The following is a 13,564-nucleotide window of genomic DNA, read 5'->3' on the forward strand; positions in this document are numbered from 1 at the left end:
ATCCAGACGGGAGATCATCATGCGACTCTGGCTGATACGCCACGGAGAAACCGAAGCGAATGTTGCCGGGCTTTATAGCGGCCACTCACCGACTCCACTGACACCCAGAGGGCTAGCGCAGGCGAAAACCCTGCGTGAGTTACTCGCGCATGTGCCCTTCGATTATGTGCTTTGTAGCGAACTGGAGCGCGCGCAGCAGACGGCCGCGCGCGTACTGGAATCGCGCGCGCTTGCTGTTCATACCACACCGTTACTCAATGAGATGTTTTTCGGCGACTGGGAAATGCGCCATCATCGCGATTTAACGCGAGAAGATCCGCAAAGCTATGCCGCCTGGTGTACCGACTGGCAGCACGCCGTTCCCACCAATGGTGAAGGATTTCAGGCCTTTTCTGCACGAATTGAGCAAGTTATTGCGCTCGTTGCCGATATAAAAAGTCAGCACAAGAATGTGTTGATTGCCAGCCATCAGGGAGTGTTGAGTTTGTTGATCGCCCGCTTACTCGGCATGCCTGCTGCATCGCTGTGGCATTTTCGTGTTGATCAAGGGTGCTGGAGCGCTATTGATATCCATGATGATTTCGCCACGCTGCGGGTATTAAATAGCCGGGCAGCATGGCACGCTGACGATGTATAGCGTGTTTTTCATGCATCCTATTCACACCGCTGATTCGGCCATTGACACGCCCTCACAGGCTGCTATCCTCCGCGCGCAGAGATTGTTTTACAAAATTGGCAATGCAATCGCGCGCCCGTGATGGGATGATAGCCAACTTTTAAACTTGCCGGATCTCTCTTATCCCGGCAATCGATGCAGTTCAGGTATAATGTCAGGCCGTTCATTAACAGTACATTTTTTACTCACCCCAGGGGGAACACTTGCAGGGTAAAGCACTCCAGGATTTTGTTATCGACAAAATTGATGACCTGAAAGGTCAAGATATCGTTGCCATTGACGTTCAGGGTAAATCCAGTATCACCGACTGCATGATTATCTGCACCGGCACATCGACTCGCCACGTTATCTCTATTGCGGATCACGTGGTGCAGGAATCGCGTGCGGCCGGCATGATGCCGCTGGGTGTCGAAGGTGAAAGCGCCGCAGACTGGGTCGTTGTCGATTTAGGCGATGTGATTGTCCACGTCATGCAGGAAGAGAGCCGTCGCCTGTATGAGCTGGAAAAACTCTGGGGTTAATGCGTGAAACTGCAACTGGTCGCCGTCGGCACGAAAATGCCGGACTGGGTACAGACAGGTTTTAGTGAATACCTGCGCCGCTTTCCAAAAGATATGCCGTTCGAACTAATCGAAATTCCGGCGGGAAAGCGCGGCAAGAACGCAGATATCAAACGTATTCTCGATAAAGAGGGTGAATTGATGCTGGCCGCGGCCGGCAAAAATCGTATCGTTACCCTCGATATTCCGGGTAAACCCTGGGATACGCCGCAGCTGGCAAACGAGCTGGAGCGCTGGAAGCAAGACGGGCGCGATGTCAGCTTGCTGATTGGCGGGCCGGAAGGGTTATCCCCGGCCTGCAAAGCGGCGGCAGAACAAAGTTGGTCACTCTCTGCGCTAACGTTACCTCACCCGCTGGTGCGCGTGCTGGTTGCCGAAAGCCTGTATCGCGCATGGAGTATTACCACCAACCATCCTTATCACCGTGAGTAACGACGAGTCTTGGGTAGATTAAGCAGCGGATGAAATTACAGAATTCTTTTCGCGACTATACGGCTGAGTCCGCGCTGTTTGTGCGCCGGGCGCTGGTCGCTTTTACGGGGATTTTGCTGCTTACCGGCGTGCTGGTAGCCAATCTTTATAACCTGCAAATCGTCCGTTTTGCGGACTACCAGACCCGCTCCAACGAAAACCGCATTAAGCTGGTGCCTATCGCGCCAAGCCGCGGCATCATCTACGATCGCAACGGCACACCGCTGGCGCTGAACCGCACCATCTACCAGGTCGAGATGATGCCGGAGAAAGTCGATGATGTGCAGCAAACGCTGGATGCCCTGCGTGATGTGGTCGATCTGAACGACGACGATATCGCCAACTTCAAAAAAGAGCGCTCACGCTCGCACCGCTTCACCTCCATTCCGGTAAAAACTAACCTGACGGAAGTGCAAGTGGCGCGCTTTGCGGTGAACCAGTACCGTTTTCCCGGCGTTGAGGTCAAGGGCTATAAGCGCCGTTTTTATCCCTATGGCTCCGCGCTGACGCACGTCATTGGCTACGTGTCGAAAATTAACGATAAAGATGTCGAACGGCTGGATAAAGAGGGCAAACTGGCAAACTATGCCGCCACCCACGATATCGGCAAACTGGGTATCGAGCGCTATTACGAAGATGTGCTGCACGGCCAGACCGGTTATGAAGAGGTGGAAGTCAACAACCGTGGTCGTGTGATCCGTCAGCTCAAAGAGGTGCCGCCGCAGGCCGGTCACGATATCTACCTGACGCTGGATTTAAAACTGCAGCAGTATATCGAAACACTGCTCGCTGGCAGCCGTGCGGCGGTGGTGGTAACCGATCCACGCAATGGCAGCATTCTCGCGCTGGTATCGATGCCCAGCTACGATCCGAACCTGTTTGTCGATGGTATTTCCAGCAAAGATTACTCTTCACTGTTAAACGATCCGAATACGCCGCTGATCAACCGCGCAACGCAAGGTGTGTACCCACCAGCGTCGACGGTGAAACCGTATGTGGCCGTTTCCGCCCTCAGCGCCGGGGTGATCACGCGCAACACCAGCTTGTTTGATCCCGGTTGGTGGCAATTACCCGGTTCGGAAAAACGTTACCGCGACTGGAAAAAATGGGGTCACGGTCACCTGAATGTAACCAAGTCGCTGGAAGAGTCCGCCGATACCTTCTTCTATCAGGTTGCCTATGATATGGGCATTGACCGCCTGGCAGAGTGGATGGGCAAATTTGGTTACGGTCACTATACCGGCGTTGATCTTTCGGAAGAGCGCGCCGGGAACATGCCAACCCGCGAATGGAAACTGAAGCGCTTTAAGAAACCGTGGTACCAGGGCGACACCATCCCGGTGGGGATCGGCCAGGGTTACTGGACGGCAACACCATTGCAGATGAACAAAGCGATGATGACGCTGATTAATGACGGCGTTGTTAAAGTGCCGCACCTGCTGATGAGCACGGTAGAAGATGGCAAGCAAGTTCCCTGGCAACAACCTGCACAGCCACCAGTGGGTGATATTCACTCTGGCTACTGGGAGATTGCCAAAGACGGGATGTATGGTGTAGCCAACCGCCCGAACGGTACGGGTCATAAATACTTCGCCAACGCGCCATACAAAGTCGCGGCGAAATCCGGTACCGCCCAGGTCTTTGGTTTGAAAGCAAATGAAACCTATAACGCCCATCGTATTGCGGAACGTCTGCGTGACCATAAATTGATGACGGCGTTCGCCCCTTACGATAACCCGCAGGTCGCCGTCGCCGTCATTCTGGAAAACGGTGGCGCAGGTCCGGCGGTAGGTACGATTATGCGCCAGATCCTCGATCACATTATGCTTGGCGATAACAACACCGAGCTGCCAACGGAAAACCCGTCCGCGGCAGCAGTGGAGGACCAATAACATGACGGATAATCCGAACAAGAAATCGTTCTGGGATAAAATCCACATCGATCCGGTACTGCTGCTAATTATCCTCGCGCTGCTGTTTTACAGCGCGATTGTTATCTGGAGCGCCAGCGGCCAGGATATCGGTATGACCGAGCGTAAAATTGGTCAGATCACCATGGGGTTGATTATCATGGTTATCCTGGCGCAGGTGCCGCCACGCGTCTATGAAGGTTGGGCGCCCTATCTCTACATTTTCTGTGTCGTGTTGCTTGTCGCGGTGGATGCCTTCGGCGCTATTTCAAAAGGCGCGCAGCGCTGGCTCGATTTGGGCGTAGTGCGTTTCCAGCCTTCGGAAATCGCCAAAATTGCCGTACCGTTGATGGTGGCGCGCTTTATTAACCGCGATGTCTGTCCACCTTCGCTGAAGAATACCGCTATCGCGCTGGCGCTGATTTTCGTGCCAACGCTGCTGGTGGCGGCGCAACCGGATTTGGGAACCTCTATCCTCGTGGTGCTCTCCGGGCTGTTTGTGCTGTTTCTTTCCGGGTTAAGCTGGCGGTTGATTGGCATTGCCGCCGTGCTGGTGGCGGCGTTTATCCCGGTGCTGTGGTTCTTCCTGATGCATGATTATCAGCGCCAGCGCGTGATGATGCTGCTCGATCCGGAAACCGATCCGCTCGGCGCGGGCTATCATATTATTCAGTCAAAAATCGCCATCGGCTCCGGCGGTCTGAGCGGTAAAGGCTGGCTGCACGGAACCCAGTCGCAACTGGAGTTTCTGCCCGAACGCCATACCGACTTTATCTTTGCCGTGCTGGCGGAAGAGCTGGGCCTCATCGGCATCCTGATTTTGCTGGCGCTGTATGTGTTGCTGATTATGCGTGGGCTGTGGATTGCCGCCCGGGCGCAAACCACGTTCGGACGCGTTATGGCCGGTGGTTTAATGTTGATTTTGTTCGTTTATGTGTTCGTAAATATTGGTATGGTGAGTGGTATCCTGCCAGTGGTGGGCGTACCGCTGCCACTGATCAGTTACGGGGGTTCTGCCCTGATCGTACTCATGGCCGGGTTTGGTATCGTTATGTCGATCCATACTCACAGGAAAATGTTGTCAAAGAGCGTATAAGAGGTGGGCAATGCGTAAGCAATGGCTTGGGATCTGCATAGCAGCAGGATTACTGGCGGCATGTTCGAACGATGATGGTCAGCAGCAGACGACCGTAGCGCCGCAACCTGCGGTGTGTAACGGCCCTGTCGTTGAAATTAGCGGTGCGGAGCCTCATTACGAAGCGCCTGTCGCCACGGCGAATCAGGATTATGAACGCGACGGTAAGCGCTACAAAATCGTGCAGAATCCGGCGAATTTTAGCCAGGCGGGATTGGCTGCCATTTATGATGCCGAACCCGGCAGCAATTTGACGGCTTCCGGCGAAACGTTCGATGCGATGCAGCTTACCGCCGCACACCCGACGCTGCCCATTCCGAGCTATGCGCGTATCACCAACCTGGCGAATGGTCGCATGATTGTGGTCCGCATTAACGATCGCGGGCCCTACGGCAACGATCGCGTGATTTCCCTGTCACGCGCGGCGGCAGATCGACTGAACACCTCCAATAACACCAAAGTGCGTATTGATCCGATTATCGTTGCGCAGGATGGTTCCCTTTCCGGCCCGGGTATGGCGTGTACGAAAGTTGCACAGCAAACCTACGCATTGCCTGCACGTCCCGATCTTGGCGGCGGTCTCGGCAGCGTCTCTTCAGCTCCACAGCCAATAGAGCCACAGGGCAATGTCCACGCTATCAGCAACGACACGCTGAAAAGCGACGACACGACCGCGGCGCCAGTGCGTAGCGGCGGCTTCCTGGGCGCACCGACCCCACTCGCTTCTGGCGTGCTGGAAGGAAGCACCGATACTGCGACCGCGACAGCAGCGCAACCTGCAACAGCATCTGTAACGCCAACGGCTACGCCGGCCGCACAGACTGCTCCGGCAGCGCAAACTTACACACCAACGCGCACTTCGCCCGTTACCGCACCAGGCTCAGTACAGGGCAACGTACATGCGGCCGCACCTGCCAGCAGCGCTGCGGCAGTAAGCAGCGGCGGTTATATGGTGCAGGTGGGTGCTGTCAGCGATCAGACGCGTGCGCAGCAATACCAGCAGCGCCTGGCGCAGCAGTTTGCGGTGCCTGGCCGCGTCACGCAAAACGGGGCTGTCTGGCGCGTACAGTTAGGGCCGTTCAGCAACAAAGCGGACGCCAGCGCCTTGCAGCAGCGCCTGCAAAACGAGGCGCAGTTGCAGTCATTCGTCACGAACGCCCAGTAACGTTGCTAAGGCGTCTGACTTTGTCAACTTATGTCAGCAACATTAACAAAGTCATGCTGAAAGTCAGATGCCTGCAGGTATAGCTTTTGCTATAGTAAGGCACTTTTTTTAACTCCATCACGGATGTCGTTGTTCGACCATGAAGACCACTTTTTCCGCTCGTTTTATGCAGCGCCTGGCGCTCACCACGGCGCTGGCTGCAGCTTCTCTTTCCGCTGCGCATGCCGATGACCTGAATATTAAGACAATGATCCCGGGCGTTCCGCAGATTGACGCGGAATCCTATATCCTGATCGACTATAACTCCGGCAAAGTGCTGGCTGAGCAAAATGCTGATGCGCGCCGCGATCCGGCAAGCTTGACCAAGATGATGACCAGCTATGTCATTGGCCAGGCCATGAAAGCGGGCAAATTCAAAGACAGCGATCTGGTCACGATTGGTAACGACGCCTGGGCTACTGGCAACCCGGTGTTCCGCGGTTCTTCGCTGATGTTCCTGAAACCCGGTATGCAAGTACCGGTTTCCCAACTGATCCGTGGTATCAACCTGCAATCCGGTAACGATGCTTGCGTGGCAATGGCTGATTATGTGGCGGGCAGCCAGGATGCGTTTGTCGGCCTGATGAACAACTATGTTAAAGCGCTGGGCCTGCAAAACAGCCACTTCCAGACCGTACATGGCCTGGATGCGGATGGTCAGTACAGCTCCGCGCGTGACATGGCGCTGATTGGTCAGGCGCTGATCCGCGATGTGCCGAACGAATACTCCATTTATAAAGAGAAAGAGTTCACCTTTAACGGCATTCGTCAGACCAACCGTAATGGCCTGCTGTGGGATAACAGCCTGAATGTCGACGGGATTAAAACCGGTCACACCGATAAAGCGGGTTATAACCTGGTGGCATCAGCAACCGAAGGCCAGATGCGCCTGATCTCTGCTGTGATGGGTGGTCGCACGTTTAAAGGCCGTGAAACCGAAAGCAAAAAACTACTGACCTGGGGCTTCCGTTTCTTTGAAACCGTAAGTCCGATCAAAGCCGGTAAAGAGTTTGCTTCAGAGCCAGCATGGTTTGGCGACAGCGATCGCGCTTCGCTGGGCGTTGATAAAGACGTGTACCTGACCATTCCGCGCGGTCGCATGAAAGATCTGAAAGCCAGCTATGTGCTGAACACCAGCGAACTGCACGCACCGCTGCAGAAAAATCAGGTGGTTGGCTCTATCAACTTCCAGCTGGATGGTAAAACCATCGAGCAACGCCCGCTGGTGGTACTGCAGGAGATCCCGGAAGGCAATTTCTTCGGCAAAATCATTGATTACATTAAATTGATGTTCCATCACTGGTTTGGCTAAAAATTGAACACTTGAAAGTGTGATTTCCGTCCCCATATACTTAGCATCTCAGAAAAACTCCTGCCCTTGCGGCAGGAGTTCTTATTTTTTACGCCGGAGCTGACATGAAAACCAATCTTAAAGAACTGCTTGAATTCCCGACTCCCTTTACTTACAAAGTGATGGGTCTGGCGAAACCAGAGCTGGTTGATCTGGTGGTTGAAGTGGTACAGCGCCATGCGCCAGGTGATTACTCTCCGCAGGTAAAACCGAGCAGCAAAGGCAATTACCACTCGGTATCCATCACCATTAACGCCACGCACATTGAGCAAGTAGAGACGCTGTACGAAGAACTCGGCAATATCGAAATTGTTCGTATGGTGCTGTAATTGTTCATCACGTTACCCGGAGCCATTCGGGTAACGTCTTCGCTGTGATATACTCCCCCCACTCTTTTTCTCCCCCGGGGATGCCGTTTTGTCTCAGGACACCATTCTTATCCGCAATCTTGGCTTGCAGCCTTATGATCCCATTTCTCGGGCGATGCATGAATTCACCGATGCTCGCGACGAGACGACGCCGGATGAAATCTGGCTGGTAGAACACCACCCCGTCTTTACGCAAGGCCAAGCCGGCAAAGCCGAACACGTGCTGGCACCGGGCGATATTCCAGTGATCCAGAGCGATCGCGGCGGGCAGGTAACCTACCATGGGCCCGGCCAGCAGGTCATGTACGTATTAATTAATCTGAAACGGCGAAAAGTGGGCGTGCGCGAACTTGTCACATTGCTGGAAAATACGGTTATCAATACGCTAGCAACACTCGGGATTAACGCCCAGGCGCGTGCTGACGCACCCGGTGTATATGTGCAAGGCAAGAAAATCTGTTCCCTTGGACTGCGGATCCGTAAAGGGTGCTCATTTCATGGGCTGGCGCTGAATATCGATATGGATTTGGCGCCGTTTATGCGCATCAATCCTTGCGGATACGCCGGTATGGAAATGACCCAGGTCAGCCAACTGGTGGAAAATAGCGATATGGATAAATTAAGGACGATTCTTATCCAGCAATTTTTAGCGCTACTAAACAATCCACCGCATCAATATATGAGCGCTTAATATATCATGTATAGAAGCCCGCATTTTGTGCGGGTAGTTATTTATTTGGCCTGTTAGCGCTTTACAATAGAAGCCATATTCTCTATTTTCAACCTGCCTGCTTTGTCGGGATAATTAGCATTAAAGCACGTTGCAAGGCTTTGTATACATGCTCCAGTCCAATCTTTTTTTAGTGTATTGTCTGGCCTTGCGATGAAAAACTACGTCATGATGACGAGAGACAGGATGTTTACTCAAGTTAATAATCAACAAAAAAAATAAATTCAACTATCATTCAGTTTTTGAATGAATACGGAGCACAAGCGTGGATAATAATAACCTGCAGGAAAAGCGAATAACCGTGCGCCCCGACGATGATAAGCCGCAAGTCTTCAGAACGCTGCGCAATATTGATCTCAATTTATTGACCATTTTTGAGGCAGTATATGTTCACAAAGGGATAGTCAACGCGGCGAAAGTGCTCAATTTAACGCCTTCCGCAATTAGCCAGTCCATTCAAAAATTACGCGCAATATTTCCCGATCCGCTTTTCATTCGTAAAGGCCAGGGCGTGACGCCTACGGCTTATGCTTCCCATCTGCACGAATATATCAGCCAGGGGCTGGAGTCTATTCTTGGCGCATTAGACCTGACCGGCAGCTATGACAAGCAACGTACGATTACCATCGGCACGCCACCATCGATTGGCGCATTAGTTATACCTGTTATCTTCCAGGCAATAAAAGAGAGTTCGCCGCATCTGATGATGCGTAATATTCCCGTTAACGATGCGGAAAGTCAGCTCAGCCAGTTTCAAACCGATTTAATTATTGATACGCATATTGCAGGCTCTCGTACCATTAATCATCACGTCCTTTATAGCGACCGTATCATGCTGGTATGCCGTAAAGGGCATCCTTGTTTAAATGGGCCGATCAATGAAGAGGTTTTGCAACAATACGAACACACGCTACTGATGCTGGAAGGGCAAAATCTTAGCGGGCTTCGCCAGCGCGTACAGGATCTTTTCCCTGAGCGACAGGTAAGCTTCAGCAGTTACAATATGTTTACGATTGCGGCACTGATCGGCAACAGTGATATGCTCGGGTTAATGCCGGCGCGGCTGTTTGAGTTATTCAGTGGCTGTTGGCCGCTGGTTGAAATTGATTACCCGCCAATTAGTAACGAGCACCTGGAAATCTCACTATTTTACAATAAGTTGAGCCTGCGCGACCCGGTACTGGAAAGCGTCATTAATGTTATCCGACGGGCTTTTTAACGCCCGTCCGTGCCTGGCGAAAGCGCTAACCCTTATTGGGCATTCGGCACAAAACAACAACTATTTTACAAATTGCCCCGTTGTCAGGCTGCTTTCTATCCCCCATCAATGGTATACTGCACGCAACTTAATTCAAAAATAGTTGATAAATACAACATCCATTTGAATTGAAATGCTTACTTCGTTATCCGCAACTGGAACACGCACGCTATGAGTAAACCCATTGTGATGGAACGCGGTGTTAAGTACCGCGATGCCGATAAAATGGCGCTTATCCCGGTTAAAAATGTGGCGACAGAGCGCGAAGCCCTGTTAAGAAAACCGGAATGGATGAAAATCAAACTCCCGGCCGACTCTTCCCGTATCCAGGGTATTAAAGCAGCCATGCGTAAAAATGGGCTGCACTCTGTGTGCGAAGAGGCTTCCTGCCCGAACCTCGCTGAGTGTTTCAACCACGGTACGGCAACATTTATGATCCTTGGGGCTATCTGTACGCGCCGTTGCCCATTCTGCGATGTGGCACATGGACGTCCTGTGGCACCCGATGCCAACGAACCGCAAAAACTGGCGCAGACCATTGCTGATATGGCGCTGCGTTATGTGGTAATCACCTCTGTAGACCGTGACGATCTGCGTGACGGCGGTGCGCAGCATTTTGCGGATTGCATTACCGCAATCCGCGAAAAAAGCCCATCGATTAAAATCGAAACGCTGGTGCCGGATTTCCGTGGTCGCATGGATCGTGCGCTGGATATCCTCACCGCCACGCCACCGGATGTGTTTAACCACAACCTGGAGAACGTGCCGCGTATTTACCGCCAGGTTCGCCCGGGCGCCGATTACAACTGGTCGCTGAAACTTCTGGAGCGTTTTAAAGAAGCGCATCCGGAAATCCCGACGAAATCAGGCTTGATGGTGGGCTTAGGCGAAACCAACGCAGAGATCATCGAGGTCATGCGCGATCTGCGCCGTCACGGCGTGACGATGCTGACGCTGGGCCAATATCTACAACCAAGCCGCCACCACCTGCCTGTACAGCGCTATGTCAGCCCTGATGAGTTTGACGAAATGAAAGAGGAAGCGCTGGCGATGGGCTTTACCCATGCAGCCTGTGGCCCGTTCGTTCGTTCCTCTTACCATGCAGATCTGCAGGCAAAAGGCATTGAAGTGAAGTAATACTTGCTTACACTGCAAACAAAAAAACCGGCTTCTGCGCCGGTTTTTTTCGCCTGTCAAAGCCGCTGTTACTCTTTGTGAGAGAGTTTTTCTGCTGTGACTTCGTCAGCTTTTTTCGCTGCATCATCATCATTCATAGCTTTTTTAAAGCCTTTGATGGCTGCGCCCAGGTCACCGCCGAGCGTACGCAATTTTTTGGTTCCAAACAGCAGAACAACCAGTGCGGCCACAACCAGCAGTTTGGTAATACTAATCTCACCCATAGATACCTTCTTTCGTAAAACAGGCTGCATAAAACGCCATTATAACCGGACTTCATTAACGGTCATTCGACGCGCGCACACAATAGCAATGTGTAACGAGATGAATCAAGTGTTGTTTAAAAAAACATCACAATAAATGCGGTACAGCGAAACGACGATTGCGTAACACCGGCAGTTTCTCGCGCGTCAGCGTCACGCGTTCAGGCGTGACTTCTGCGAAAATCAGCTGTGGCGCTTCTGCCGCCGCCGCAACCGTCACGCCCTGCGGATCAACAACCCGACTTTGCCCGATATTCTTATTGCCACATTCGCCTGCCGCGACAATATAACATGTTGTGTCCAGCGCCCTTGCCGATAGCAGCGTCGCCCAGTGCTGTTCCTTGAGCGGACCACGTACCCAGGCAGCAGGTAACACCAGTAGTTCAGCCCCCTGCAGCGCCAGCGCCAACGCCAGCTCCGGGAAACGCAAATCGTAGCACGTCATCAACCCGACCTTCATGCCCTCCACATTAATCAATGGAGGAATATCGTGCCCGGCGTCCACCAGCGCGGATTCCTGCATGTTGAATGCGTCATACAAATGCAGCTTGGCATACTGCGCGATCACCTCACCACCGCGCAATACCACCAGCGTATTAACTGCCCTGCCCTCGGTTGACGGAACATGCACTGTCAACACCGTCGTCAACGCATTACGCTGGCTCTCCGTACGCAACAGGCTCAGAAAGCCGCCATCCAGCGTCTGCGCCGATTTGACCGAAAGGTGGGGGTCGGCATCATCTCTTGCCAGTAATGCTTCTGGCAGCACCAGCAGCGACGCCTGACGCGCTGCCGCTTGTGCCATCAACGCAACACAGGTCTGCGCGTTGGTCCGCCAGTCTGGCGTGACCGCAAATTGTCCGGCTGCAACAATCATCTTTAATCCTCCCGCTTCGTCACCATAGCCAGAAAATAGCCGCGACGCTAAACTCAACACTCTAACAAATCAAATAGCAGGATCTCACGGTGTTACAACTTCTTTTAGCGGTATTTATTGGCGGTGGAACCGGCAGCGTTGCGCGCTGGATGTTAAGCATGAAACTTAATCCGGCGCATCAGGCGATCCCTGTTGGGACGCTCACCGCCAACCTGCTCGGCGCGTTTATTATCGGTATGGGGTTAGCGTGGTTCAATCGGATGACGCACATCGATCCCGTCTGGAAAGTGCTGTTAACAACCGGTTTTTGTGGCGGTCTGACTACCTTTTCTACCTTTTCCGCAGAAGTGGTGTTCTTGTTACAGGAGGGGCGAATTAACTGGGCGCTGCTGAACGTGGCGGTAAACCTGCTGGGCTCGTTTGCTATGACGGCACTGGCGTTTTGGCTATTTTCCTCAGTTAACGCAAACTGAAAGCATAAAAAAACCCGCCTTACGGCGGGTTTTGGAATTCTTACTGTACGTACGTAGCTGAATTAAACAGGCATTACGTTCGCAGCAGATGGGCCTTTGGCACCGTTAGTGATTTCAAACTCAACGCGCTGGCCTTCAGCCAGGGTTTTGAAACCATTGCTCTGGATTGCAGAGAAGTGTACGAACACGTCTTTGCTGCCATCTTCCGGAGTAATGAAACCGAATCCTTTGGATTCATTAAACCACTTAACGTTACCTTTAATCTTAGACATCAAAATTACCTTTACATGAAAAATCGACACAAATGCTGTGTCGGGTATCAGTACAACAATTGTGACGACTTTTGTCCAGTCGTTATTCGTGAAAAAGTGATAAATGTCGCTAACTTTTTTGCAAAAGTGAGTTTATTCCGCGCTTTAGGCAATGATTAAAATTTGCACACCGCGTTGACACAGCATTTGCAGTTAAAACTGAAAGCGCATCCAGGCAAAGTAAACGTTACCGTTGTTGTAGGTGCCCGGAATGTAGGTCATCTGGAAGGTCGCCGGGCCATAGCCGATAGATGCCAGCGGCAACAACACCGGAATGGGAATGTACTTCCAGTTATCACGCGCGGTAAACCCGGCCGTATAGCCCAATCCCAGACGGAAATTATCATCTGCCAGCGGACGCCATGTTTTCTCCCATCCGTAGCCGCCAATCGGCTCCCATTTGTTAAATGAATCTTTAAATGCCATCAGGTAGAGGCCGTGCCAGTTCCCTTTTTCGTCCCAGCGTGACTGACCAAAACCCGCGCCCCACGGACGTTCGTTATAACGGTCCGTTTTCTCCTTGTCATAGGCGAAACGCGCATGCCAGGTAATAGCAGGAACATAGAGATCATAATGCTCTGGCTGCTGCCAGGTTTGCTTCACATTGTCAGTAAAACTCGAGAACCAGGAATTCTCTACAGCAAGCGCTGTGGTAACCACCGAAAACTGGCAAAATAAAGACAAAATAATAGCTAAAAACTTCTTATTTACAGACACCGTATTTATTCCATGTTACGCAACGACCTTTATTTTTGGGCATGTTATCTGAATAGTTCCTTAACGAGATCGGATTAATTCTGA

General features: G+C 52.2%; 16 protein-coding genes. 12 read left to right on the top strand and 4 right to left on the bottom strand.

What is annotated here, in order from left to right:
* Window positions 1–19 precede the first annotated feature (19 nt).
* From C813_RS39375 to lipA, 11 genes are all read left to right on the top strand, one after another.
* A complete protein-coding gene (locus C813_RS39375; protein ID WP_017455889.1) occupies window positions 20–637 on the top strand; it encodes an adenosylcobalamin/alpha-ribazole phosphatase in 618 nt (205 codons plus the stop codon).
* 242 nt (window positions 638–879) lie between these two features.
* Window positions 880–1,197, top strand: a complete 318-nt coding sequence (rsfS, locus tag C813_RS39380) for a ribosome silencing factor (protein WP_017455887.1) — start codon at window positions 880–882, stop codon at window positions 1,195–1,197.
* A 3-nt stretch (window positions 1,198–1,200) separates the two neighbouring features.
* The gene (gene rlmH, locus C813_RS39385) at window positions 1,201–1,668 is read left to right on the top strand and encodes a 23S rRNA (pseudouridine(1915)-N(3))-methyltransferase RlmH (RefSeq protein ID WP_017455886.1); all 468 of its coding nucleotides are present in this window, start codon (window positions 1,201–1,203) and stop codon (window positions 1,666–1,668) included.
* A 29-nt stretch (window positions 1,669–1,697) separates the two neighbouring features.
* Window positions 1,698–3,599, top strand: a complete 1,902-nt coding sequence (mrdA, locus tag C813_RS39390) for a peptidoglycan DD-transpeptidase MrdA (protein WP_017455885.1) — start codon at window positions 1,698–1,700, stop codon at window positions 3,597–3,599.
* A 1-nt stretch (window position 3,600) separates the two neighbouring features.
* Window positions 3,601–4,713: a peptidoglycan glycosyltransferase MrdB gene (mrdB, locus tag C813_RS39395; RefSeq protein ID WP_017455884.1), complete on the top strand. Its 1,113-nt coding sequence runs from the start codon at window positions 3,601–3,603 to the stop codon at window positions 4,711–4,713.
* A gap of 10 nt (window positions 4,714–4,723) precedes the next feature.
* On the top strand, window positions 4,724–5,917 hold the full coding sequence (rlpA, locus tag C813_RS39400) for an endolytic peptidoglycan transglycosylase RlpA (RefSeq protein ID WP_017455883.1): 1,194 nt from the start codon (window positions 4,724–4,726) through the stop codon (window positions 5,915–5,917).
* Between the two features lie 139 nt (window positions 5,918–6,056).
* Complete coding sequence (gene dacA / locus C813_RS39405) at window positions 6,057–7,268, top strand: D-alanyl-D-alanine carboxypeptidase DacA (protein WP_017455882.1); 1,212 nt, start codon at window positions 6,057–6,059, stop codon at window positions 7,266–7,268.
* 104 nt (window positions 7,269–7,372) lie between these two features.
* On the top strand, window positions 7,373–7,636 hold the full coding sequence (gene ybeD / locus C813_RS39410; protein WP_017455881.1) for a DUF493 family protein YbeD: 264 nt from the start codon (window positions 7,373–7,375) through the stop codon (window positions 7,634–7,636).
* An 88-nt stretch (window positions 7,637–7,724) separates the two neighbouring features.
* Window positions 7,725–8,366, top strand: coding sequence for a lipoyl(octanoyl) transferase LipB (lipB, locus tag C813_RS39415; protein WP_017455880.1), 642 nt, complete (start codon window positions 7,725–7,727; stop codon window positions 8,364–8,366).
* A 304-nt stretch (window positions 8,367–8,670) separates the two neighbouring features.
* The gene (locus C813_RS39420; protein WP_017455879.1) at window positions 8,671–9,624 is read left to right on the top strand and encodes a YbeF family transcriptional regulator; all 954 of its coding nucleotides are present in this window, start codon (window positions 8,671–8,673) and stop codon (window positions 9,622–9,624) included.
* Window positions 9,625–9,834: 210 nt separating this feature from the next.
* Window positions 9,835–10,800: a lipoyl synthase gene (gene lipA / locus C813_RS39425; protein ID WP_017455878.1), complete on the top strand. Its 966-nt coding sequence runs from the start codon at window positions 9,835–9,837 to the stop codon at window positions 10,798–10,800.
* Between the two features lie 68 nt (window positions 10,801–10,868).
* On the opposite strand, the gene tatE is transcribed toward lipA, so the two are convergent.
* Entirely contained in the window at window positions 10,869–11,063 is a 195-nt protein-coding gene (gene tatE, locus C813_RS39430) for a twin-arginine translocase subunit TatE (RefSeq protein WP_017455877.1), read from the bottom strand.
* Window positions 11,064–11,190: 127 nt separating this feature from the next.
* Complete coding sequence (locus tag C813_RS39435) at window positions 11,191–11,979, bottom strand: deaminated glutathione amidase (protein WP_017455876.1); 789 nt, start codon at window positions 11,977–11,979, stop codon at window positions 11,191–11,193.
* A gap of 89 nt (window positions 11,980–12,068) precedes the next feature.
* On the opposite strand from C813_RS39435, the gene crcB reads away from it, so the two are divergent.
* Complete coding sequence (crcB, locus tag C813_RS39440; protein ID WP_017455875.1) at window positions 12,069–12,452, top strand: fluoride efflux transporter CrcB; 384 nt, start codon at window positions 12,069–12,071, stop codon at window positions 12,450–12,452.
* A 62-nt stretch (window positions 12,453–12,514) separates the two neighbouring features.
* Here crcB and cspE read toward each other — a convergent pair whose 3' ends face one another.
* A complete protein-coding gene (cspE, locus tag C813_RS39445; protein WP_007373839.1) occupies window positions 12,515–12,724 on the bottom strand; it encodes a transcription antiterminator/RNA stability regulator CspE in 210 nt (69 codons plus the stop codon).
* A gap of 192 nt (window positions 12,725–12,916) precedes the next feature.
* Complete coding sequence (gene pagP / locus C813_RS39450) at window positions 12,917–13,450, bottom strand: lipid IV(A) palmitoyltransferase PagP (RefSeq protein ID WP_342027623.1); 534 nt, start codon at window positions 13,448–13,450, stop codon at window positions 12,917–12,919.
* Between the last annotated feature and the right edge of the window lie 114 nt (window positions 13,451–13,564).

This window comes from Kosakonia sacchari SP1 (assembly GCF_000300455.3).
Classification (GTDB): Bacteria; Pseudomonadota; Gammaproteobacteria; order Enterobacterales; family Enterobacteriaceae; genus Kosakonia; species Kosakonia sacchari.

Excerpts from the sequence above, each read along its gene's own strand:
- rlpA (WP_017455883.1), top strand. The coding sequence starts at position 4,724 with ATGCGTAAGCAATGGCTTGGGATCTGCATAGCAGCAGGATTACTGGCG.
- dacA (WP_017455882.1), top strand. The coding sequence starts at position 6,057 with ATGAAGACCACTTTTTCCGCTCGTTTTATGCAGCGCCTGGCGCTCACC.
- mrdA (WP_017455885.1), top strand. The coding sequence starts at position 1,698 with ATGAAATTACAGAATTCTTTTCGCGACTATACGGCTGAGTCCGCGCTG.
- C813_RS39435 (WP_017455876.1), bottom strand. The coding sequence starts at position 11,979 with ATGATTGTTGCAGCCGGACAATTTGCGGTCACGCCAGACTGGCGGACC.
- ybeD (WP_017455881.1), top strand. The coding sequence starts at position 7,373 with ATGAAAACCAATCTTAAAGAACTGCTTGAATTCCCGACTCCCTTTACT.
- cspE (WP_007373839.1), bottom strand. The coding sequence starts at position 12,724 with ATGTCTAAGATTAAAGGTAACGTTAAGTGGTTTAATGAATCCAAAGGA.
- tatE (WP_017455877.1), bottom strand. The coding sequence starts at position 11,063 with ATGGGTGAGATTAGTATTACCAAACTGCTGGTTGTGGCCGCACTGGTT.
- mrdB (WP_017455884.1), top strand. The coding sequence starts at position 3,601 with ATGACGGATAATCCGAACAAGAAATCGTTCTGGGATAAAATCCACATC.
- lipA (WP_017455878.1), top strand. The coding sequence starts at position 9,835 with ATGAGTAAACCCATTGTGATGGAACGCGGTGTTAAGTACCGCGATGCC.
- C813_RS39375 (WP_017455889.1), top strand. The coding sequence starts at position 20 with ATGCGACTCTGGCTGATACGCCACGGAGAAACCGAAGCGAATGTTGCC.